The organism is Paenibacillus sp. FSL P4-0113, assembly GCF_038009305.1.
GTDB classification, from domain to species: Bacteria; Bacillota; Bacilli; order Paenibacillales; family Paenibacillaceae; genus Paenibacillus; species Paenibacillus polymyxa_D.
This window is the reverse complement of the sequence record NZ_JBBPAZ010000001.1, coordinates 3,962,712-3,985,973: the sequence shown is the minus strand read 5'-3', so window position 1 is coordinate 3,985,973 and position 23,262 is coordinate 3,962,712. Positions and strand designations below refer to the sequence as shown.

General features: G+C 45.4%; 21 protein-coding genes. 6 read left to right on the top strand and 15 right to left on the bottom strand.

The window, feature by feature from the left end; all coding sequences use genetic code 11:
* Nucleotides 1-16 precede the first annotated feature (16 nt).
* The 5 genes from MKX46_RS17165 to MKX46_RS17145 form a co-directional block, all read right to left on the bottom strand.
* Complete coding sequence (locus tag MKX46_RS17165; protein WP_318628196.1) at nucleotides 17-292, bottom strand: peptide maturation system acyl carrier-related protein; 276 nt, start codon at nucleotides 290-292, stop codon at nucleotides 17-19.
* 13 nt (nucleotides 293-305) lie between these two features.
* The gene (locus MKX46_RS17160) at nucleotides 306-1,430 is read right to left on the bottom strand and encodes a TIGR04066 family peptide maturation system protein (RefSeq protein WP_341071534.1); all 1,125 of its coding nucleotides are present in this window, start codon (nucleotides 1,428-1,430) and stop codon (nucleotides 306-308) included.
* An 11-nt stretch (nucleotides 1,431-1,441) separates the two neighbouring features.
* Nucleotides 1,442-2,896: a Cys-rich peptide radical SAM maturase CcpM gene (gene ccpM, locus MKX46_RS17155; RefSeq protein ID WP_245231681.1), complete on the bottom strand. Its 1,455-nt coding sequence runs from the start codon at nucleotides 2,894-2,896 to the stop codon at nucleotides 1,442-1,444.
* 71 nt (nucleotides 2,897-2,967) lie between these two features.
* On the bottom strand, nucleotides 2,968-3,153 hold the full coding sequence (locus MKX46_RS17150) for a CLI_3235 family bacteriocin precursor (RefSeq protein ID WP_080710748.1): 186 nt from the start codon (nucleotides 3,151-3,153) through the stop codon (nucleotides 2,968-2,970).
* Between the two features lie 104 nt (nucleotides 3,154-3,257).
* Nucleotides 3,258-5,000: an ABC transporter ATP-binding protein gene (locus MKX46_RS17145; RefSeq protein WP_341071533.1), complete on the bottom strand. Its 1,743-nt coding sequence runs from the start codon at nucleotides 4,998-5,000 to the stop codon at nucleotides 3,258-3,260.
* Between the two features lie 127 nt (nucleotides 5,001-5,127).
* On the opposite strand from MKX46_RS17145, the gene MKX46_RS17140 reads away from it, so the two are divergent.
* A complete protein-coding gene (locus MKX46_RS17140; protein ID WP_341071532.1) occupies nucleotides 5,128-5,805 on the top strand; it encodes an RNA polymerase sigma factor in 678 nt (225 codons plus the stop codon).
* 93 nt (nucleotides 5,806-5,898) lie between these two features.
* On the opposite strand, the gene MKX46_RS17135 is transcribed toward MKX46_RS17140, so the two are convergent.
* Genes MKX46_RS17135 through MKX46_RS17125 form a run of 3 tightly spaced genes read right to left on the bottom strand, consistent with a single transcriptional unit; the run spans nucleotide 5,899 to nucleotide 8,946 of the window.
* Entirely contained in the window at nucleotides 5,899-6,759 is an 861-nt protein-coding gene (locus MKX46_RS17135; RefSeq protein ID WP_241869229.1) for a carbohydrate ABC transporter permease, read from the bottom strand.
* 12 nt (nucleotides 6,760-6,771) lie between these two features.
* Entirely contained in the window at nucleotides 6,772-7,656 is an 885-nt protein-coding gene (locus MKX46_RS17130; RefSeq protein WP_013308374.1) for a carbohydrate ABC transporter permease, read from the bottom strand.
* A gap of 36 nt (nucleotides 7,657-7,692) precedes the next feature.
* Nucleotides 7,693-8,946 (bottom strand): sugar ABC transporter substrate-binding protein, encoded by a 1,254-nt coding sequence (locus tag MKX46_RS17125; RefSeq protein ID WP_029516846.1) that lies wholly within the window; start codon nucleotides 8,944-8,946, stop codon nucleotides 7,693-7,695.
* A 601-nt stretch (nucleotides 8,947-9,547) separates the two neighbouring features.
* Here MKX46_RS17125 and bglX point away from each other — a divergent pair.
* The 3 genes from bglX to MKX46_RS17110 all read left to right on the top strand — a co-directional run bounded on the left by bglX (nucleotide 9,548) and on the right by MKX46_RS17110 (nucleotide 16,342).
* Complete coding sequence (gene bglX / locus MKX46_RS17120; protein ID WP_341071531.1) at nucleotides 9,548-11,710, top strand: beta-glucosidase BglX; 2,163 nt, start codon at nucleotides 9,548-9,550, stop codon at nucleotides 11,708-11,710.
* 25 nt (nucleotides 11,711-11,735) lie between these two features.
* The gene (locus tag MKX46_RS17115; RefSeq protein ID WP_341071530.1) at nucleotides 11,736-15,176 is read left to right on the top strand and encodes a GH36-type glycosyl hydrolase domain-containing protein; all 3,441 of its coding nucleotides are present in this window, start codon (nucleotides 11,736-11,738) and stop codon (nucleotides 15,174-15,176) included.
* Between the two features lie 161 nt (nucleotides 15,177-15,337).
* Entirely contained in the window at nucleotides 15,338-16,342 is a 1,005-nt protein-coding gene (locus tag MKX46_RS17110) for a LacI family DNA-binding transcriptional regulator (protein WP_029516849.1), read from the top strand.
* A gap of 93 nt (nucleotides 16,343-16,435) precedes the next feature.
* Here the strand turns inward: MKX46_RS17110 and MKX46_RS17105 are convergent, their stop codons facing one another.
* The 6 genes from MKX46_RS17105 to MKX46_RS17080 form a co-directional block, all read right to left on the bottom strand.
* Nucleotides 16,436-17,113 (bottom strand): hypothetical protein, encoded by a 678-nt coding sequence (locus MKX46_RS17105; RefSeq protein ID WP_029516850.1) that lies wholly within the window; start codon nucleotides 17,111-17,113, stop codon nucleotides 16,436-16,438.
* A gap of 93 nt (nucleotides 17,114-17,206) precedes the next feature.
* Nucleotides 17,207-18,427 carry a stalk domain-containing protein gene (locus tag MKX46_RS17100; protein ID WP_340931205.1) on the bottom strand — a complete coding sequence of 407 codons (1,221 nt, stop codon included), beginning with the start codon at nucleotides 18,425-18,427 and terminating at the stop codon, nucleotides 17,207-17,209.
* Nucleotides 18,428-18,759: 332 nt separating this feature from the next.
* Nucleotides 18,760-19,245: a CcdC protein domain-containing protein gene (locus MKX46_RS17095; RefSeq protein WP_029516852.1), complete on the bottom strand. Its 486-nt coding sequence runs from the start codon at nucleotides 19,243-19,245 to the stop codon at nucleotides 18,760-18,762.
* A 40-nt stretch (nucleotides 19,246-19,285) separates the two neighbouring features.
* Complete coding sequence (locus tag MKX46_RS17090; protein WP_029516853.1) at nucleotides 19,286-20,053, bottom strand: ABC-2 transporter permease; 768 nt, start codon at nucleotides 20,051-20,053, stop codon at nucleotides 19,286-19,288.
* Nucleotides 20,050-20,763 carry an ABC transporter ATP-binding protein gene (locus MKX46_RS17085; RefSeq protein ID WP_069010117.1) on the bottom strand — a complete coding sequence of 238 codons (714 nt, stop codon included), beginning with the start codon at nucleotides 20,761-20,763 and terminating at the stop codon, nucleotides 20,050-20,052. Before MKX46_RS17085 ends, MKX46_RS17090 begins: the two co-directional genes overlap by 4 nt.
* Nucleotides 20,760-21,173 carry a GntR family transcriptional regulator gene (locus MKX46_RS17080; RefSeq protein ID WP_029516855.1) on the bottom strand — a complete coding sequence of 138 codons (414 nt, stop codon included), beginning with the start codon at nucleotides 21,171-21,173 and terminating at the stop codon, nucleotides 20,760-20,762. The genes MKX46_RS17085 and MKX46_RS17080 overlap by 4 nt, the downstream gene beginning before the upstream one ends.
* 217 nt (nucleotides 21,174-21,390) lie before the next feature.
* Between MKX46_RS17080 and MKX46_RS17075 the strand changes: the two genes are divergently transcribed.
* Complete coding sequence (locus tag MKX46_RS17075; protein ID WP_341071529.1) at nucleotides 21,391-21,960, top strand: hypothetical protein; 570 nt, start codon at nucleotides 21,391-21,393, stop codon at nucleotides 21,958-21,960.
* Nucleotides 21,961-22,164: 204 nt separating this feature from the next.
* Nucleotides 22,165-22,710: a GNAT family N-acetyltransferase gene (locus MKX46_RS17070; RefSeq protein WP_341071528.1), complete on the top strand. Its 546-nt coding sequence runs from the start codon at nucleotides 22,165-22,167 to the stop codon at nucleotides 22,708-22,710.
* A 50-nt stretch (nucleotides 22,711-22,760) separates the two neighbouring features.
* On the opposite strand, the gene MKX46_RS17065 is transcribed toward MKX46_RS17070, so the two are convergent.
* Entirely contained in the window at nucleotides 22,761-23,093 is a 333-nt protein-coding gene (locus MKX46_RS17065) for a hypothetical protein (protein ID WP_029516858.1), read from the bottom strand.
* Nucleotides 23,094-23,262 lie beyond the last annotated feature (169 nt).

Genomic DNA, 23,262 nt, shown 5'->3' with positions numbered 1-23,262 from the left:
CATTTTCACAAATCCTTCATTCCTTTTCCACTGTTAAGCAGCCCTTTATCGTCTCATAAAAGCTGTTATATGTAAGCAACCCCCCTCCCACTATACGCTCTTCCGGAATTAGGATAGCAAAACTTTTTTCCACTTCAAATAATAGATATACCAGATCCCTGGGGAACAACCCCATATCAGGCCCCAGTAATGTAGCCTCTTTATTGATCTCGCCCGCTTTTATTTTAAAAAGCTTCCAAAATATATTTTCCAGTGTCATTCCTGTTCCCGTTACATCCTGAGTAAAGTTCATGTTCTTCCCTCCATTACAACTGAACTACATGATGATCAACCGAAAAATAATGTAAAATACTCTCCGTCAGCCTATTCATATCTTCATCGTTGGACAGATGGAGTACGGGCACGGAATAATTGGAAAATTCCTGTTTTTTCTCTTCCACGAAACGATGATCAACAGATGCATATTGCATATTGACCGTGGAAGAAGAGTAACTGTCGAATACATTGTTACATATGGCGTATCCCAATAAGGAAGAGGAAAAGCGGTTTTCCATGTACTGTTTCACATGCTCCAAATATTTTATATTGTATTCATCATAGTGAAGACAACAGATCAGTCCATCCGGTCTGACAGCACGGGATACCAAAAAAGAGGTTACTCCAAAATAATTCGTGAACGTATTGTTAAAAGGAACAATCCCACCTGGAATGCCCACGAGTATTAGATCAGGCTTTTCGCTCTGCTCTATTTTTTTCAAATACCGATTAAACATGATAATCTTCTGGGTTTCCGTCATACCGCTCTCAAACATAAACTGTGGAAAAGAATGTGCACCAATCAGCTCCCCGCATCCATTAGATGTGATTTGCGACACCCGATATCCTTGTGCTTCAAGCTTCTGCCGAAGGTTAAACTGTAAATTAAGCTTATGCGTTCGCTCGTTCAGCCCTAATACAAATAGAACCGGTGTAAAAAAATCATGAATAACAGAGCCCGGGTCAGGCGGTAAAATATCTTTCGTGCGTACATCAAATGTATTTTTTAAAATCAGCTTGTCCTCATGCTCCTCACAGGGTTCGATGAATTCCATACATGAGTCTGGCAAAGTAAAATTACACATGACTTTTTTGCCAAGCTGTCCAGCCTTCTTGATCACGGGAAGATACACCTCAGCTACATCCAGCTTGAAATTGGATTTCACCAGTAATATAGCATCACAACGCTCTATTTCTTGCTCCAAACAAGACTCTGGCTTCACGATGAAGCCTGTCACTTCCCCCTTGTCCGTTACACAGGCATCTTTCCCGATCATCCCCGACCCTTGAAAAGAAATAAGGACAACTTCCTCATAACTTCCTAATAGATTCAAGTTCCTAACTAGGGCTATCGTTTCATAATCAAACGGAAAAATGATTAATTTATTGGTCATGGAGACACCCCTCATGCTTTTTCAAAATCGAGAATCGTATCCTCGGAGAAATCATAGCCCAGCTCATTCATCATGCAATAATCAAGTAGGGTGTGCCGAATATCGTTTTTGACTACCGAACAATGACTCAGCTTCTTTTCCTTGGACAAGGTATGCAAATCATCTGCTACAGCAACACACAACGTACAAAAGCGGAAATTCCAACAGTTTTTACATGCATCCTCCGTGATTGTCCCTACATTCAAAATCCGGTTGATTTTATCCACTTCAAAGCCCGTGTCCACCGTTCCAATCTGCACCACTTCCGACTGCTCACTGACCCGTTCACATGGATACAGATTTCCATGCACATCCGCAAACAATCGCTGTACACCAGGCACACAGGGTCCGCCATGATGCGCCTCTATCGGCATCCCCGCAGAAGGCTTTCTATAATGAAACATTCGGAAATATATCTGAATATAATAGTCCTTAATCAGCTTCGAGACATGGCTTTCATCTACTCTCCCAAATTTGGAAAGCATCATTTTAACTACCTCATAGCCCCTCTGCTCAATAAATTCATTCCTGTACAAAATTTCATCCTTCACATAAGCATCGTTAATGTAGGAGGACCTTACACTGTACAGACTTTCGAAGGTTTCATAATTCGTATAAAAATCATTGATACAACCAAAATCATTACGGGTATCCAGCACCACATTAAAATTAATCCATTCAAAGAGGTCCGGGTAATTTCTCTTAATTTTATCTACATTGGCAATAATGGTATCAAAGGAGCCTCGTCCGTTAACAGCAAATCGTCTATTTCTATCATGATTCTCTTGATCTCCATCCAGACTGATCGTAAGTACAAAACGATGCTCATCCAGAAAGTCCAAAATATCGTCATTAAGTAGCGTACCGTTGGTCGTCAAATGAAAACCTACATCTCTATACGCCACCTGCTCCTTGATATATTCGACACATTTCTTGACCAACGGGAAATTAATGAGCGGCTCTCCCCCATAAAAACCGAAATCCAGACGGTCACTGTCTACTGATCTATCAATGACAAAATCAATACACTTGCGCGCTGTCTCAAAATCCATCATCAGATTCGTATGACCTCGATTGTCATATCCTCCTGAATAAACGCAGTAAGAGCATCTAAGATTACAATTTTGAGTTACCTGTAAGGTGAGGGTTTTCAGCTGATGCTGAAGCATATGCTCCAGGTGCTTTGTCTTGGGATGATTCATAATCTGCGGACGCTGTGAAGATAAAAATCCGTTATCCAACAAGTCACGGATATACTGCTGCAATTCCGGTGTAGCCTCCATCTGATCCAGGTTGAAGCTGGAATGCGAATTCAGAAAATGATAAGCCTCCTCTTTAATCCGCAAAATTAAATTAGTATTTACATCATATACATAATGGTGGAGTCTCGTTTGAAATGTGTATATAAAGGGTTGGCACATGTTCATGATTCACACCTACTCTGTTTTGATGTGGACAGAAGCCTGGAATGTCCAGGCTCCTCCATACAGGTATAAGCTTAATAATTACCAATTCCAGTTCCATTATCTCTGCGATAAGAACCGTCACTTTCTCGCGATGTATTGGAGCTTCGAGTCAGACTGCCTGCGCAATAACAGGAGCAAGGACAGTAACAGGAACAACCACAGCCAAATGCCTCAATCGTGTCGCCTACATTCGCGCTTCTTTTCACAAGCTTACGCATGTTAAACTACTCCTCCCATTCATGATATGATTTAAAAAGGTGTTCACCTATACTAATTCCGTACATGGTGTTAAATCACACTATGAATGCGTTTGTTTTTTTCATCATTTTATGAGGACCTCTTCTTTCTCTAATACCCATCCTCTGTATTCCGCATGACAGGTCATAAAATGGGAGTGTGATCCTATTTGGGCTGGTTCGCCGTTCTCCAACAAAATAACTCTATCGACATGCGCTAATATCTCGCTGCGATGTGTAACGATGATTACGGTCTTGTCACGCAATCGGGTCTTCAACAATCGCTGAACATTTAGCCTAGCTTCTGTGTCCAGATTGGAGGTCACCTCGTCGAGAATAAACAATGACGCTTCCCTGATCAATGCCCGGGCCATAGCAATTTTCTGTCTTTGCCCACCCGACAATCTGGAGCCGTTCGAGCCTATGAGGAAGTCATCTGCCGAGTTCTGAACCAATTCTTCCAGGCCAATCTCCGCGATAATAGCCTCTATTGCATCATTAGTGACTTCTGTGCCTATGCGGATGTTGCCAAAAATAGTAGTATCAAATAAATACACCTGCTGACTGACCAAAGCTATTTGACTTCGATACTCATCTATTTCATAGCTTTGGATGTCAATGCCGTCATAGGTGATTATCCCCTGATCAGGCTGGCTGAATCTCATCATCAAATCCAGCAGCGTAGACTTCCCTGCCCCATTTGCTCCAATGATAGCTACCTTTTCCCCTCGGGCAATCCTAAAGTTCACGTCGGATAGGACGGGTTCATCCTTGGTATAAGAAAAAGAAACATGATGAAATGCAATCTGATCTTCGAATGGCGGCTCAGTTAGTATAGACGCTGGGGTGACTGAATTAGATGTCTCTTCCTCTGCCCAGTCCAAGAACTGATAATATCGAATGGCGGAGGGAACGACTTCAGCCAGCATGTAGCCAATGTTTAAAATAGCGAAAACAGGAGTGGTAACATAAGCACTGTAAGAAACAAAGGCAAAAATCCCCCCTACAGTGAGCTGTAAACGAAAGATAAGATTAGCTCCCACAACGTACACAAGCATCATTAGAAGCTGAATTAAAATAGATTCCGAAGCGATATTCCAGGCGTCCAGAAGTGACAATTTCCGTTCTGAATCTACAATTCGACGCTGCTTGGTTGAGAACTGCTGATGCTTATGTGGAATAAGACCAAACATTCGCTGCTCCTTCATGCCCCCGACAGATTCCCCAAACCACTGGGCAAAATCACTACTGCCTTCAATAAAATCCCCTACCAGTTTTTTTCTACGCTTCACAAAGTACTTCACCACAACATATTTGATGGGTAAAAAAAGCAGCACGATTACAGTCATTTTCCAGTTAATGAGCAGCAAACCACATAAACCACCAATCATGCTGAACGCCTGCATAATTACAAAAAATACTCCACTATCTGTGATCCTTGATACATTGCCTACATCCGTGCCAATTTGGTTCAGCAACTCTGCTTCATTAGTTCGGTTAAAATAGCTCATTCGTACTCTTGTCAGATGTAAATACGCTTTTTCAAATAAAGAAAAGGTAACCTGTGCGCTTAAACCTGCCCGAAAGGTTTCTTTACACACATTCAGCAGCTTGTCCAAGCAAACGATTAAAAACGCAGCAGAAGTGTACAGGATTACAGCCTGCATATTCCCTTTCAGAAGACCTTGATCCACAATAACCTTGCTTGTTAAAGGCAATAATATATTCAAGCCCGCTGATAGGATGAGACATATCAAAATGATAGTGACCGTCTTCAGATAAGGCCTAAATGTTGCCGCCAGACGTTTATATACTATGGATTCTTTCATCCTTTTCCCCCTTTCATCAGATGTACCTTCTCCCCCTATTAACTAATTCCGTATCAGAATCAAAATCACCTTAAAACATCTTTTAACTGTTCTAGTAATTCCATATTTACGAGATTAAATATGATTTATGTCATTCTTGAAAATTGGAATTAATGTATATGATTGGCACATACAAAAATCACTTATTTTTTTATCCGTCCAAAGGGGGCTTGAACAAATGCCGACCACGATGGTTATCGACTGTTGCAAAGAGGATCAGTGCAGAGGTAGTTCCAGATGCTTTTACAGAAAAATTTGTGAACTTTATCTGAGCGAGGTATACCGTTTCTGTATGCATTTAGTCAAGAATCAGTCTTGCTTTACATTTATGGCAGAAGAATGTACACAAGATACTTTTGTAGCGGCAAGACAGCAACTGGTCAAGCTCAAACAACACCCCAATGTAAAAGGTTGGCTGTACCTCACGGCTAAAAATCTTATATATAAATCATTTAGGTGCTACTATACACAAAAAAAGCATGAAACTACGCTTGAATGTGAGAAGATCTGTAGTTATTCAAATTCGGTAGAGGAGGAGTGGGAAAATCGTAGATTGGGAGATGTGGATACGGTTATCGTTAATATACTAATGCAGCTTTCCAACAATGAATATACGCTCTATGAAGACTACTTTTGTCGACAACTGACTGTGCCCTTCCTTGCTGTCAAATATAATATTTCGGTTACGGCTACAACGACTCGAATCTATAGACTGAAAAGAAAACTTCGTACATTGTCTCATCAATATTGTCTAACTCATATATAAATTTATCCATGAAAGCAAAAAAGCGGAGCCCCTCTTCCTAAGAGAAGCTCCGCTGTTCGTATTGTGACTATGATTTGTATTCACACTACACTATTACTTAATCCCCGAAATCGTATAGTTCTCAATAATATACTTTTGGAAAACAATGAAGATAATCATGATCGGAACGACCATGAAGGTCGAACCTGCCATTTGCAGGGCAAATTGGCTTTCGTTCTGTCCCTTGAGCAGTGACAGTCCGACGGACAAGGTGTACAGCTTCTCATCGTTCGCAATAATGAGTGGCCACAAGAAGCTGTTCCATCCGCCGATGAAGGTCAGGATGGCCTGTACTGCGATAATTGGCGTCGAAATGGGCAGCACAATTTGTAAAAAAGTGCGGAATTCCCCTGCTCCATCCAGACGTGTCGCCTCCAGCAGTTCTTCCGGGATATCGGACATGAACTGCCGGAACAGGAAGATCGCGAACGCGCCTACCAATCCAGGCAGGACAATCCCCAGCATGGAATTGGTCAATCCCATCTGGTTCAGAATCAAATAGACGGGAATCATCGTCACTTGACCTGGAATCATCATCGTTGCTAGTACCAGATAGAACAGAAACCCTTTGCCTTTAAATTGGAATTTGGCAAAGCCATAACCCGCCATGGCATTCAGGAATAATCCGAAGAAAGAAGCTAAAACAATGATCAGCGTATTCGTCAGATAGGTTCCAAAAGCCATGCTATCGAATAGTAATTTAAAATTATCCAGTGTAAAATGCTGCGGCCAGATGGTCGGGGGAATTTGGGTTACCTCGCCCTCAGTCTTAAAGGAGGATAAAATCATCCACGCAAAAGGCAGCACCATCAACAGACCTCCCACGGTCAGGAGAGTCGCCACGAACCATTGAAATGTTTTTTCACCACTGCGCGTATTGGCGCGGGCTTGCTGAACAGCTGTTCTCACGTTCATCACCTCTCTCTATCAGGACTCCGCTTTATTTTGCAAACGGAACTGAATCAGCGTTACCGCGATGATCGCGAAGAACAGAATGAACGATCCCGCCGCGGCATACCCGAATTTACTAAATTGGAAGCCGTTATTGTAAATGAACAGGGATGCCGTCAGCGTGCCGTCGAGCGGTTTCCCTTTGGTCATGACAAACGGTTCCTCGAAAAATTGCAGCCAGCCGATCATCGTCGTAATGGACACGAAGAAAATAGCGTAACGAAGCTGCGGTAGCGTAATATAACGAATTTGCTGCCATGTATTGGCCCCGTCAAGCTGAGCCGCTTCATAATAAGAACCCGGAATCCCTTTAATAGCCGCAATAAAAATAATCATGTTTAAACCGATGCCCCGCCAAACTGCTAACACAATCAACGAAACTTTCGCTACTGTTGGATCAGTCAGCCATGGGACGGGACCTAAATTCATCAGACCAAGTACATAGTTGAATAATCCCAGCGTCGGATTATACAGATAGCTCCAAACGACCGCGACCGCAACCACATTCGTTACGGATGGTAGATAGAACACGACGCGGAATACTTTGAAAGCACGTGATTTACCCATGTTAATCAGAATCGCGATGCTAAGCGAAAATATCAGCACCAACGGAACACCGATGATGACGAAGAACAGGGTATTACCAAGGGACTTTATAAAGGAAGGGTCCAATAGTACGTTTGTATAATTTTCGAGACCTATAAAGCGAATACTATCATAATTAACGAGTCCGGACAGATCCATATCCGTGAAGCTGATCACGAGCGCCAGTAGTATCGGCAACAGCGAAAACAGCGTTAACAGGATGATGGAGGGACCGATAAACAAGTATGGCGCAAGCTTCTGCGAGCTTCCTTTCATGCCTTCACTCCCTTTGACAATGGCGGATATGGATCATTATTTTTTCATAATACTTGCAGCCTGCTGATTAAAGTCATCCATTTCCTTTTGTACATCGGCATGACCGCGGTAAATACGCTCGAAGCTCTTGATAAATTGTTGAGAAACCTCTTCCCATGCAGCCAGTTGCGGCAATGCTGCGGAATGATCTAGCTGTTTGCGAATCGTCCGAAGCATCGGATCACTCTTCAGTTTGGCATCTTCCCACGATTTAGTAGTCGCAGGCAAGTTACTGGACAGATCCATCCATTTCAGCTGCGTTTCTGGTTTGCTCATGTAAGCCAGGAATTTGGCTGACTCCTCTGGATGCTTGCTGAATTTCATAATTGAAAGGTTGGCACCACCCAAAACGGACAGGTTGTTTACTTTTCCAGGAAGCTCCGCTATATTCCACTTACCTTCCAGTTCTGGTGCCTTGCTCTTGATTTCTTTAATCATGAAAGGGCCGCTGATAAACATTGGAACGATCCCCTCGCCTTGCAAACCTTGAACGGAGTCAATTCCAATATCCACTGCGTTAGAGCCATTTTGGAAAAAGGTATTTACATACTTCACAGCATCTACAAACGGTGGTTGGTTGAACAGCGGATTGCCCTGCTCGTCAACCAGTTTGGAACCGTTCTGGAGAGCAAACATAAAGCCCATAGACTGCTCCTTTGCACTAAAGGAGATACCATATTTGCCTTTGCCCCGAGCCGCCAGCTTTTGGGCAGCATCGGAAAGCTCTTCCCACGTTTTAGGTGCTTCATTATATCCGACTTGTTTCAGCAGGTCAGAACGGTAGAACAAAACTCTCGTTTCAGTGTACCAAGGCACACCGACCGGTTTTCCTTCAAATTTTGTCGTACCTACAGCACCCTCGAAGAAATTCTTCGATTCCAGCTCAGGATACTTGCTGATATAAGGGGTAATATCCGTCAATGCACCCGCAGACGCAAGTTCTGGAACCCATGATGTACCTAACTGAACCACGTCCGGACCGGATTTTGAAGCAACTGCTGTCAGCAGCTTATCGTGAGCGTTATCCCAAGGCAACGCCTGTACCTCAACATGAATATCCGGATTTTCCTTTTCAAAACCTTTCACAATTTCAGGCAGCAGCTTTCCTTCCGCTCCCATACCCCATAAGGTAATGGTCGTCTTGCCACTCGCATCTTTGCCAGACGAATCATCCTTGGACGAGCAGCCCACCAGCGCGCCCCCCAGTAATAAGGTACTTGCCAAAATGATCCCTAACGTTCTTTTCATCATACGAATTCCTCCCGAGATGACCGGTTTACCGATCATGCAATATGATAACGGATTCAAATACGAGGACTTTGCAAAAGTTCAATAAGCAACTTCCAATGAACATTATATAGAACGAAATGGTTTAATTCGTCCATATATTGCACTTTGAAACGACAAGAATCGAATTTTGTAAAATCCTGATGCATGTAAATACCTAGCGATTAAAGCATACCGCTATAACACTTATGTTCAAAGCACAAGGACTATACCCCTCAATAGAAACGTTTCGATAGTCATTATAAAACAAATTGAAACCGTATTCAATAGGAATATTATTTTTTATTTGCTCAGAATACCAACTTTTTTTCATATATATCATCTTTATTACGTTATTTAACCTATGAATAGACCCTGAATTGGATTTGACTCTGTATTTGAAAGCGTATATAATCCAACTGAGTTCAATAATAGAAACGTTTCGATTAATAATACGACAGAACATTATGCTTCTATACTAGCTATTAGCCTTTTTAGCACTTTTTTGAATCATCTTTATCCAAAAAATCTCATGAATCTGAAAAAGAGAGCTGTCCACCAACAATACAGCTTATGGAGGATTATGATGGAACAACACCTGAATTCCTATTTAGAAAGCATGACGCTTGAAGAAAAAGTTGATCAACTGCTACAGCTTGTAGGTGCCTTCTTTGAAGAAGTGGGAACAGATAGTCAAATTACCGGCCCTATGGCTTCTCTTGGCATCACAGAGAAAAATGTCCATAACGTCGGTTCCGTGCTTGGCATCGCAGGGGCCAAGGAAGCAATTCGTGTTCAGCAGGCTCATTTGAGTAAAAACCGTCTGGGTATTCCGCTTTTAATTATGGCAGATATTGTACATGGCTTCAAAACGATTTTCCCTATACCGCTGGCTATTGGTTGCTCATGGGATATGCAGCTGGCAGAAGAGAGCGCTACCATTGCTGCCCGCGAGGCGGCTGTATCCGGTGTTCACGTCACATTCGCCCCTATGGTCGATCTGGTGCGTGACCCGCGCTGGGGCCGTGTGATGGAATCTACTGGGGAAGACCCTCATCTCAACAGTCAATTTGCCCGTGCGTTTGTGCGCGGATTTCAGGGTAAAGATCTGACGAACGATACCGACCGGGTGGCCGCATGCGTGAAGCATTTTGCCGCATATGGAGCTGGTGAAGGCGGACGGGATTACAACACTGTAGATGTATCCGCATGGCAGCTGCGAGAGTATTATCTTCCCTCCTATAAAGCTGCCTTAGATGAAGGCTGCGAAATGGTGATGACGTCCTTCAATACCGTAGAAGGCGTAGCCGCAACGGGCAATAAGCGCCTGATGCGTGATTTGCTTCGTGATGAATGGGGCTTTGATGGTGTACTCATCTCGGATTGGGCCGCCATCAAGGAGCTTATCCCTCACGGCATCGCCGAGGATGAGCGCGAGGCAGCGAAGAAAGCACTGCTGGCTGGCGTAGATATTGAAATGATGACCTCTTGCTATAACGGGTATCTGCCTGAGCTGGTTCGCAGCGGACAGCTGGATGAAGCACTCATTGATGATGCAGTAATGCGTATATTGAAGCTCAAGCAAAAGCTGGGCTTGTTCGAAAATCCGCTACGCGGCGCAGACCCTGAGCGTGAACGTGAAGTTGTGTTCTGTGAAGCTCACCGTACGGTTGCCAAAGAATTAGCTATTAAATCTTGCGTGTTGCTCAAAAATGATTCCGTTCTTCCATTGAATCGCAATCAACATATTGCGTTGATCGGGCCTTTTGCAGAGAGTGGTGATATCTTGGGCTCTTGGTCGTGGAGCGGTTCGCAAGAGGAAGCTATTCGCGTTGTTGACGGGTTCCAATCGAAAATATCCTCCTCGCTGCTCACGGTTGCGACAGGTTGCTCTATCGACGATATAACTGAGGAGCAATATGCAGAAGCTCTGCAAGTTGCCAGCCAAGCAGAGGTTATCGTGTTGGCGCTTGGAGAGCGCTCGGATATGAGTGGTGAAGCAGGCAGCCGTTCCAATATTCGCCTGCCACAAGCCCAGTTGGAACTGGTGAAGCGCCTGAAGACGCTGAACAAGCCTATGGTAGCCGTATTATTTAATGGTCGTCCGTTGGATCTGCACGGTGTTATTGAAGAAGCAGACGCTGTACTGGAAGCCTGGTTCCCTGGTGGCGAAGGCGGCGCGGCGATTGCCGACTTGTTGTACGGTGATGCCGAACCTACGGGTCGCCTGACCATGTCATTCCCGCAATCGGTCGGACAGGTGCCCGTGTACTACAATCATTTTAATACAGGACGCCCGCAGTTAGATCCGAATACAAAAGAACGTTATGTGTCTCAATATCTAGACGTACCGAACGAACCTTTATTCCCGTTTGGCTATGGACTGAGTTATACCGATGTCGCTTATGATAGCGTACAGCTTTCCGGCGATACCCTTATACCTGGTCAGGAACTGACCGTGAAAGTGCAGGTAACGAACACAGGAACACGTCCAGTCGAAGAAACCGTCCAGTTCTATGTTCGTGATATCAGCGGTGATACGGTTCGCCCAATGAAAGAACTGAAAGATTTCTGCAAAGTCCTTCTTGCCCCAGGCGAAAGCCGGGAAGTGGAATTTGCATTGACCGAGCCTCAGCTGCGCTATCATCATGCAGATTTGAGCTTCAGCAGTGACAGCGGTGAATTTGCCGTCTTTACAGGACCTAACAGCCGAGATACCAGCGAAAGCCGTTTTCGGTTAGTGAAATAAACAAGAAAGTGAGGCGTTCCCTTTGATGAATACAAGTCTGGATCAAAATATTTTGCTGCGGGCCGGCGACCTGTCTTTTACCTTCTTGAGCAGCGGTGATGTGTATAAGATCGCCCATGGCTCAACGATGATCAACCAGCTGTTGACCAATTCAGTCGATGGTTCCCTGAACAATCTGTACTTGAGATTGTACCGTCCATCCGGTGTAAGTATCACTCCCCTGCTTGGAGTTCGCTCACCGGGAGTCATCCGACAAACAGATCAGCAGATTATTTGGGAAGGTTTCACCGCTGGTGTAGGCTATCAGGTGACCTTCACGCTAAGCCGCCTGGGAGTATGGTTCTGGGATGTAACCCTACAGGGCGATGACGTGGAAGCAGATGTCGTGTACGGTCAGGATATCGGCATTGCCGATACCGCTGCTGTACGCAGTAATGAAGCTTATTTGTCTCAATATATTGACCACACCGTCTACCATAATGAACAAAGAGGCTATACTGTTTGCTCACGTCAAAACCAGCCTCAAAGTCAGACATTCCCATACATTCAACAAGGCTCGTTAACCCGCACTGTTGGTTACTCGACTGACGGTTTTCAGTTCTTTGGACTATCGTACAAGGAAACGAATGAGCCGGAAGCACTCCGTCGCGACTCGCTCGCCAATGAAGTATGCCAATACGAATTCGCCTATACCGCATTGCAGTCCGAGCGAGTGGAACTTGCCGGGGAAGCTCGCTTTACTTTTTACGGTCTTTTCCAGCCCAATCATCCAGCCGCAGTGACAAAGCTGGAGTATCAGGAACTGGTGACAAAGGCACGCGACGAAGTAACTGCCGTTCTAGCAGACGCCTCTGAGACCAGCATACCGACACACGCGGCAAGCGATCTTCAGGCAGGGCGTGTGGCTCCAGCTCAAACCATCGGTGAGCCGCTGCGTACGCTGGACTTCACCGATGCCGAAGTGAATCAACTTTTCCCCAAACGGCAGGAAGAAGAATGGGATGGCAATAAACTCCTTTCCTTTTTCACGGACAGCTATGAGCATGTTGTACTCAAATCCAAAGAGCTTCGTGTAGAGCGTCCCCACGGGCACATTTTAATGGGCGGGCATTACTCAGGAGGTAAGGAAGAAACCATTACAACCACCTCCTATATGTACGGAGTGTTCAATTCCCAGCTCGTAATCGGCAATACGAATTTCAACAAAATGATTACCAACGCGCGTAATGCGCTCAATATTCCCAAGACATCCGGTCAGCGCATTTATGTCGGAATCCAAGGGAAATACCGCCTGCTCACGATGCCTTCCCTGTTCGAGATTGGCTTTAATTATGTGCGCTGGTACTACAAAACGGCTGACGATACATTCATTATTACAAACTATACGAATGCCGATAGCCCAGAAGTACGGCTTCACATGCGTGCGGCAAGTGGCAAAACCTATCCGTTCCTCATCACTCAGCAAATGTCTATGCATGTGAACGAATATGAGCTTCCGTTTCATATGGAACGTGAAGGCGACGCCTTACTCTTCCGGGCAGACTCTGCTTCCCTGAGTGCCGAAGCCTATCCCGACCTGCTGTACCGAATGCACATAGAAGGCGCTCCATTACAGCATGTGAGCGACGCTCACGCACTGCTACAGGGTAATGCTTCCCCTGATGCATCTCTGGTTGTGCTAGAGCTGGGTGACAGCAGCGAATGGACCTGCACCGTGCAGGGTTGGCTGAATGGACTTTCAGCCGGGCAAGAATCAGCACACAAAGAGCGTCACGCTTCCTTTGAAGATGAGCGCGAGCACTATCGGGCATATTTTGCCGAGCTTATGAACGGTTTCCATCTATCGCTGGGTCAACATGAAACAAGCGAGCTGTTCCGTGTGAACGCAGTGGCTTGGTGGTACACCCATAATATGCTCGTTCACTATTCTGTACCTCACGGTCTGGAGCAATACGGCGGTGCAGCCTGGGGAACACGCGATGTGTGTCAGGGGCCTGTGGAATATTTCTCAGCTGTGCAAAAGTTCGATGAGGTTCGTTCCATTCTGCTGACTGTCTTCAGCCATCAGTACGAGGACAGCGGAAACTGGCCGCAATGGTTTATGTTTGACAACTATACTCACGTGCAGCAAGAAGAAAGCCATGGGGATATTATCGTCTGGCCGCTCAAGGTACTGGGCGATTATTTGACCGCTACCCGTGATTACAGTATTCTGGAAGAAAATGTACCTTACACCCATCGACATACTTTCGATTATACCAAGCAGACCGCGACTCTCATGGAACATGCCCTGAAGGAAATCGAATACATTCGAGATAATTTCCTGCATGATACGTATTTGTCGGCCTATGGCGACGGCGATTGGGACGATACCCTCCAGCCAGCCAATGCACAGCTGAAGCAATACATGGCGAGCAGCTGGACGGTTGCACTCACCTACCAAGTTATTAGTAACTTTGCTGCAGCTTTGGAGCAGGCCCCCGCGGGTGTAGTAAGCGAAGCCGACAAGATTGCACAAGATCTACATCAGATGGCCAATGGCATCCGTAAAGACTTCAACCGCTACATGCTGGAGAGCGGAATTATTCCGGGCTTCGTGTATATGGAAGAGCCCGGTCAACCTAAGCTGATGCTCCATCCGTCTGACACTGAGACGGGAATCCATTACCGCTTGCTGCCGATGACGCGCAGCATGATCAGCCAGCTGCTCACGCCTGAGCAAGCATTGGCTCATGAGCAACTCATCCGTGAGCAGTTCCTCTGCCCGGATGGTGTGCGTCTGATGAACCGTCCTGCACAGTATGATGGCGGTGTGAGCTCGCACTTCAAGCGCGCAGAGCAAGCGGCCAACTTTGGACGTGAAGTCGGGCTGCAATATGTGCATGCCCATATCCGCTTTGCGGAAGCGATGGCCAAGTTGGGACGCAAGGATGACGCTTGGCATAGCTTGAAGCTCATCAATCCGGTCGGCATCCGTGCGTCCGTACCGAATGCCGAATGGCGCCAAAGCAACGCCTATTTCAGTAGCTCGGACGGTAAATTTAATACCCGCTATGAAGCACAGGAACGGTTTGGTGAACTGCGTGAAGGAGCCGTACCCGTCAAAGGCGGTTGGAGAATCTATTCCAGCGGTCCGGGAATCTATATGAATCAGCTGATATCGAATGTCCTTGGTGTTCGTCAGTCAGGCGAAGACCTGATCCTGGACCCTGTGCTGCCGGATCATCTCGACGGATTGAAATTTAAGTTTTCCTTTGCAGGGAAACCGATCACCTTCGTCTACCGTATGTTGCAAGAGCATACTGGCGGTGAGCAGGGCCGTGTAGTATTGAATGGAACACCACTGGAAAGCGAGCCAGCCGGCGATAATCGCTACCGCTCCGGTGCCTTACGCATCAAACGCGAGGTTTTCGAGCAGACGTTAGCAGAGCATGATGGTGTACATCGTCTGGAGATTATTTTATAAAGAGTTTTTGATGCTAATCTGGTATAGGCAACAAAGGGATGGCGATCTTGCGGGATCGCCCTTTGCTGCTTAGGTGTAGGACTACGACATTTGGAATAGATATGTGGTTAATAATGAATATACAATAGCAATGATAAGACGGACGACAAGGAGGTGACGATGTGGTCAGCATTAAAGATATCGCCAAACAGGCGGGCGTTTCCATATCTACCGTTTCATATGCCTTGAATGGTAGCGATAAGGTAACAGAAGAAACTTGCGCACGTATTTTAGCCATTGCCAAAGAGCTTAACTATGTGCCCAATGCCGCCGCACGTAATCTCAAGAAAAGGCAGACCAAAATTATTGGCGTTTTCCTAACTGATTTTCGTGGAGACGTTTATGGAGATTTACTGTACGGCATCAAGGAAATTTTGAACCGCAAGGGCTATGATCTCATCGTATGTAGCGGTAAGCAGTCTCACCGAATGCTGCCGGAACGCATGATTGACGGCGCCATTGTGCTGGATCAGACGTTTGAAAGTCAGGAGCTACTGAACTACGCCGAGCGAGGACATAAAGTTGTCGTGTTGGACCGTGAACTGAATCATCCTAACATTAACCAGGTGCTGCTGGATAACAAAGCAGGCGCCGCTCTCGCCATAGAACATCTATTGGAATTGGGACACCGTAAGCTTTATGTGGTTACCGGACCAGAAGGTTCTTACGATTCATGGCAACGGATGCAGGCGGTCAAGCAGACCATTGAGCGTAGCGGCGTCGCTGAAATGATTGAAATTTACGGCGATTTTGAGAAATCGGGCGGCGAACAGGCGGCGGAAATCATTTTGCAGCAACAAGTTGGCCCGGGTTTAGAACCTGTAGCCGTATTTTGTCTCAATGATGAAATGGCAGTGGGCTTTTACAATCGAATGGCTCAGTCAGAGCTGACGATTGGCAAGGATATTCATATCGTCGGCTTTGATAATATCGAGCTGGCGCAATATATTCAGCCCCGTCTGACAACGATTGACTACTCCAAACGTAAATGGGGCGCTGTAGCTGCCGAACAAGTTCTCAAAATCATTGCCGGGGAAGACGTGGAGCATGAACGTTTATACGTTACGCTTGTCCAAAGAGAATCAGCAGGCGCAGTATTCATCACCCAAGATCAACAGAATCTGTGATGAGCAACGCAGAAGTAACCTGCTCGCCGACCTCCAAAAAAAGAACTTCCACAGTCCCAGTACACGGGTTGGAAGTTCTTTTGGTTATACTTTTTAACCTAACAAATCCTCAATTGAATTCGACAACGACCGTAAGGGATTACCAACCGTTTGCCCCGTCTCCAGCTCCACTTGTAACGCAGCATCAACCATAGACAACTGTGCTACAGCCAGCCCTCTGCTTGGATCAGCCTCCCTTAGCTCATACAGCGAACGAACCAGCAGTTCCTTATACTCGTCTTCACGTCCCTGCATAATCAATTCAAAAGCGTCCTCCACCACCTTGACCTCTATCCAAGAAGAGATATCCGGTTTGCCTAACAGAGCAGCCGTATGATAAAGACGCTTCATCGTTCCCTCTACAGTAGCCGGATTCGTGAATACCAAGGTCCGTGGCAGCAAATCATCGCATATCTCATGAAAAAAGGGCTCATCCAGCGCAATTACTGGTGTAGACAGGGGCAATTGAGCCTTTTCTGCCAAAACAATATAATTCGTGCACGTTATCAAAATAACGTCTATGTCGCTTTGAGCAATCCATCTCAGTTGCTCTTCTACCTTGCGACTGGCATCGTCCGCAGAAAAATGCGGGTCTGACGAGATCCGGCGCATAAGCCCAGGGTCCACAAAATGTATCAGCTCCACCTCATAAGAAGCCAAAGCTCGTTCCACATAGGCTATGTTCGAGTGATGTGCATGCAGGCAGCCCACACGTTGCTTCAAGCCTTCCATCGTCCAACCTCCTGTTATAAGTTTGCATCATTTTAACAGGAAGAGGACGATTAGGAAAGCATGCCAATCAGGCCTTACTCCAAACGCACTTTTTTAAAACTTGCCGTTTGTATTTTTCCACTCTGTTTTAGCTGGAACCTCCTGAACTACGTCCCAATGTTCCGCTACCTTGCCGTTCTCTACCCGGAACAGATCATAGACAGCGGCTGAAGTTCCCTTAGGCGATGTCAACTCACTCACAACCAGCACGAAGTTGCCTTCTCCGATGACCATGTGAACCTGATCATATCCAAAAGAAGCTCCTTGGCTTCCCGCTGCGGAAAATGCTTGCTTCAATTTGGATACACCGTCACCAAAAAGAGGGTTATGCTGAATGTACTGATCACCATTATAATAACTTTCCAATGCAGCACGATTTTTGCCAACTAGGACATCATCCACAAACTTGCGGATTAGCGCTTTGTTGGTCTCCGTTTGGTTGAAATCCGCGATTTGTGTTGCTCCATCAATCATGGTGTGTCCGCTTGGATTGGCTGGAGCCGAGTCTTGCACGTTGTCCCAATGCTCAACAATTTTACCATTGCTATCGAAGCGGAAAATATCAAAAGCAATGCTTGTTTTCCCTGCGATGGACTTTTTATAATGTACTGCTACAACATTGCCATCCTGAATAACCCGCTGGATTTCAACAAGCACATTGGCTCCCTTTGATTGGCTAATCCCTTGCAAAAAGGCATCTCTCCCGCTAGCAAAGCTCGGATTATGCTGAATGTACTGATCCTTGCTGATCCAAGCTTCAGCTGCTTTCGTATCGCCCGTTTCAAAGCTCTTCAGAATCTCTACAACCTTATCCTTATTGTTCACCCCGATTTGCAAGGTCTGACTGGCCGGGTCCCAAATCACTTGCTTGCCCCACGCTTCTTTGACGACATCAACCGGTACATAGGTTACCCCTTGCTTGGTCAAGATGGTCGAGGTGGACAGTGGCACTTTAATCCCGTTGATTTGCGCTTCCGGACTGCCAGACACCAGTACAACCGTCGCCTGATCATATCGGATGGTCGTGCTTTGTCGCGCCGTATTGAATGTAATATGCTTGGCATCCAATGGAATTCCCAAACTGAAGGCCAATTGTCTCAGGGGAATTAAGACCTGCTTATTTCTCACGATAGGTGCAATTTTGTAAGCCTCCTTCTTGCCATCTACCCAAACCTGAATACCCGTAGCAGGTTTTACCTCGGCCGCTAAAGCCGGTACAGCAGAAGACAGAACAAGCAAACCAGCGAGTGCAGCAGTAACCGTATGTTTTTTCATGAATGTAAGCCCCTCTCAACCTGTAAAATAGAATATGAATACAATTCCTTTTTATGTAACTAATAAAGTTACACCTAATCACGAAAAAGCAATTTTTCCCCGCATACCTAACTTTAAACCCCATTTAAATCTTTTGAAACCTCAATACCCCCCCTTTCAAAATTTATATTTGTACTGCTACAATGCAAGCCACAAGCCTTAGAATAAAGGATATGGGGAGCAATAACAATGTGTGATAACTTGCTAATGCCGAAACTCAAAAAAGCGGCTCCTATCGGCAAGCGAATGAACGCTTTTTGAATAGTAAGCCGCTGTTAACCCCACTGCTATTGTTATACGGATAACGTTCTCCGAAACTTGATAAAGCTGCCGATTCGCCAGATCGAGATATACACCAACGCCATCGTAATTGCCAGCATGCTAATTTCGGACGTACCCAAACTACTAAGGTACTGGGTCAAAACAACGCGAATCAGGATAATAGCGATAATAATATATTTAAAATATTGGTTCGGCTTGGGATAAATCAGACCGTCAGACCGTCTTTCATACGCTGTATGCAGCAAAATAACATAGCCAAACAGAGCCCCTAATAGCCCGGCAGCCAGCAGTTCCCAAAAGGCGGGGGGCGCGTACGTTTGACCGGGAATATGCATTAATTGGTACACAGACATCATCATAAGCGGGAATGCGATAAACAAGGGGAGGAGAATCCGGGTTCCGTTTCCCTTTATCGGCCCCCTTCGTCTCTTGGTTCTTAACCAGATCATCAGGCCCACCAGAACAGCTACCAATGCATATATGAATATCGTCGTCATGGTGTAACTCCTTCCTCATAGATCATATGGATACGCTAGTCTAAATCGACAGCTTTTTGTCCAACAAATAAGCGTTCAAGCGGATTAATATATACGCAGCAATCCAACTGATCAACACCGCAACCGGGAAATGCCAGGTAAAAGAAAACCACTGTCCTGTCTGAGCATGATCAAACTGCTCATAAAGCCCATGATCGCCCGACCAATAAAAGACACTCCCGCCACCCATCAAAAGAATCCACAGTATCGGGCTAAGCGGCCGCAAGGTACTGTATTTGGTACTGGCAGTCAGAAGGCCCAGCGCAATAACAAAAGGTGTGAAAGCGATAATCATCACAAACCAGTTCAATCCAGCTACAATAAAGCACGCTGCATCCGCGAGCGTATAAGGCTGTATCGTTGATGAGATGAACAATGCGTACAGAGAACCCACCACAAACAGGAACAATATCACGACAATGGTTTGTAGAATTGCCGCAATCCATTTGGCGCTAATCAGCCACATGCGCGGATAGGGAAGGGTCAGCCACCATCCGTAGGTGTCATTTTCCCATTCTCGTCTCAAACTTCCCACACCCATGAAAATGATCATGTACGGCAAGCCCAGGGTCACATACCACAGCCTTGTCAATTCGAGTTGGTTGTGAAGCGCGAAGTACAAGGAAATAGCGAACGCCGCAATGAGAAATAGTGAGAAATACACAAGTCTCCACGATCTCGGTAGTCGATTGCGGCTCTGTTTTCTCCAGCTTCCTTTATTTCGAAATTCATGGCGTATTAAATCTTTGAACAGCCCTGATGAATTCACGCCTTCCACTCCTTTTTGTACAAATTGCGGAACACCTGATTCAGCGAGCCATGCTCTGCACGCAGATCATCCGAATCACCAGACCATAGGATCCGTCCGCGGCCCATCATGACCGTGTAGTCAAACAAGCCTTCCACTTCCTGAATATCATGCGTGCTAATGAGTATAGATTGCTGCCGACCCTCCAAATAATCAATAATCCCGGCCACAATCGCCTCTCTGGAGAGGACATCAATACCTGCGAACGGTTCATCCAGAATCATGAGTGGAACCTCACGTGCCAAACATAAAATCAGTAGCACACGCGCCTCCTGTCCGCGACTCAACCCGGCCATTTTCAACTCCAACTCCACGTCCATATGATCAGCAAGTTTATAGGCATCTTTTATATTGAAGCCAGGCAAAAAGGACTTCCCCCATTCCAGCGTCTGCTGAACTGTATGATTGGGGTACCAGCGTGCCCGGTCAGGAAGATAGGATATATCCCGGTTGGTTTCCCAACCAGGCTGTCGGCCCAACACCTGAAGCTCGCCCCCATCTGGCTGAATCAATCCAGTGATCGCTCGAAAGAAGCTGGACTTCCCACAGCCATTGGGTCCAAGCACGCCTACTATGCGTCCTGCCGGAATGACAACATCCAATTGATCCAACGCTTTTTTACTGCCATATTGCTTCACCAGATGATTCGCAACCACAACAGACTCCGTCATGCCTTATCACCTCCTTCCTTCTCATTTCCGTCCTGTTTGCTTCGTATATACTGCTGAACATCTCCCCAGGATAGTCCCAGGCTGCTCATCTGTCCGAGAAACTGATCTATATACGTCATAGCCAGTTGTTCCCGAAAGCTGGCAATCCGCTCACTGGATGACGTAACATAAGTGCCTAGACCACGCCGTTTCTCAGTCAATCCGTCCCGCTCCAGCTCCTGATACGCTCGCATCACGGTATTCGGATTCATGCGTAATTCCTGCGCCAGATCACGAACAGACGGCATTTTGCTTCCCATTTCGATCTCCCCTTTAGCAATGGAGCTTCGTACTTGATTTAATATTTGTTCATATAATGGCTGGCTAAAATCAATTAAAAATCGGAACGAGCCAACCCGTTGCTCTTCCATGGGTGTTTCCCCCTAATCGGCTGCATCTATCGTGCCTGTAGTGTATTATATCACTTAATACACATAATACAAGTACTCTATTAGCCAAAATGTCAGTTAGTCACGTTCTCCAAATTCATTCAGTAAATGCTCAGCTTACACTCAGATAGCATTCAAGTTGATCCCTTATGATGTACCACGTACCAAACACCCCATTACTGAAAGGTGGAAAATGAAGATGAAGAGCACCAAAAAAGCAATTTTAGCTGGAACGATGGCGTTAGCATTTTTAGGAGGCGGAGCACTGTACTCCACAAGCGCAGCTCATGCTGCTTCCACTACACCTGAGAAGGCTCCCCTTGCAGACAAAGCACAGGCACCTAAGGGTAACCCAGGCGATGCTAACGGCCCTAAAATCGCAGGAGGAAACTATGCTGAGAACAAAGCTCTCCTGAAATTATTAAAATTATCCTCCAGTCAATTGGATACACAGCTGAAAGCAGGTAAATCCCTTGCTACAATCGCCAAAGCACAAGGCGTAAGTGTAAATTCTGTTATTGATGTGATGGTTTCGGATATGAAAGCGAAACTGGCTACGGAAAAACAAAACGGTAAAATTACAGCAACCGAATATAACCAACGCGTTTCTAATCTAAAACAAATGATGACAGATATGGTGAATGGCGTGAAACCATCCAAGCCACCAGTAGATGGCGGTAAAGCGGATGCAGGTAAAACTCCTGCTCAAGGAGATGCCAAGGCTCCTGCTAAAACCAATGCAGCTAAAGCCTCTGCTAAACAGAAATAGCTACAGCTCCCGTTTCGGCACATCCACTCATGTATAATAAATTTCCGTCCGGCTTCCCTGTACGGATAGAGACGACAATAAGCCTGTCCCCTGCTGTGATACAACAGAAGGAGACAGGCTTATTGATCAAGTAAATAGATAATATGGTAGACTAACATGATCCAGAATTCATTTTTCACTCCAATCCATAAAAAGGGGAACATAATGAAAATAAATCAACAGGAATTTGATGTGCAAGGAATGCGCTATACGGTCAGATCTGCCATGATTCAAGATGCGAAGAATTTGTCTGAAATCCGCTTGCTGATTGATGGAGAAACTGAAAATTTAGATAGAGAGAAGGGAGAAGCATTTATAAGTACATCCGGTTTTGAACAGCTCATCGAAACGGATACAGAGAATAACAGAAACCTATTTTTAGTTGCAGTAGTTCATGATAAAATCGTCGGATTATCAAGATGTGAGGGCCATGTTCTGAGCAGATTCTCTCATAAAGTTGAATTCGGCGTATGTGTACTAAAGGATTTTTGGAGTTACGGGATCGGGACGAATCTTTTAAAAAAATCTATTTCCTGGGCTGAATCCAATGGCATCAAGAAAATGACTCTACAAGTTTTGGAAACGAATGATAAAGCCATTGAGCTTTATAAAAAACATGGTTTTGAAATCGAAGGGTTATTAAAAAACGATAAGGTTCTTTCAGATGGCAAATACTACAACACCATTATCATGGGGAGATTTCATAAATAAAAAAAGACCCTGTTCAACAGGATCTTTCATCTTCGTATCAATCACTTACCCTAGTAGCGATAATCATCATAAGGATTGCGATTACGATACTGATCACGCGGCTGCTGAGCTGCGGTAATCATCAAAAATATGCCTGAGAGCAAATGCATCAACCAGCCCACAATCGGAATCCATCCAATAACCGAGGTCACGATCCCTAAAATAGATCCATAATAAGACTCTCTATTCGTCACCGATAGTACCAACGTAACAATGTGGAAAATCAGCATAAAGAACAATATAGTATACGCGGAATTTACGACGAGTAGCCCGCCCAAAACGGGAATAGCTAAAAATAGCTCCAATCCGCCTGTAATCCATTTTAATGTTTTTGATGGTGTCATTGTTCCACTCTCCCGATGCTGTTTCATTCCATAATTATATCCTATCCCTATACAGGATGACATACATTTTTTAACATACTATATGCTTATATCGTGACAGTCCCATCCCTTTCTCGAATGAGCTAAGCCCTGGCTACATATATGTGAGAGAGAACGAAATTCCGTGATT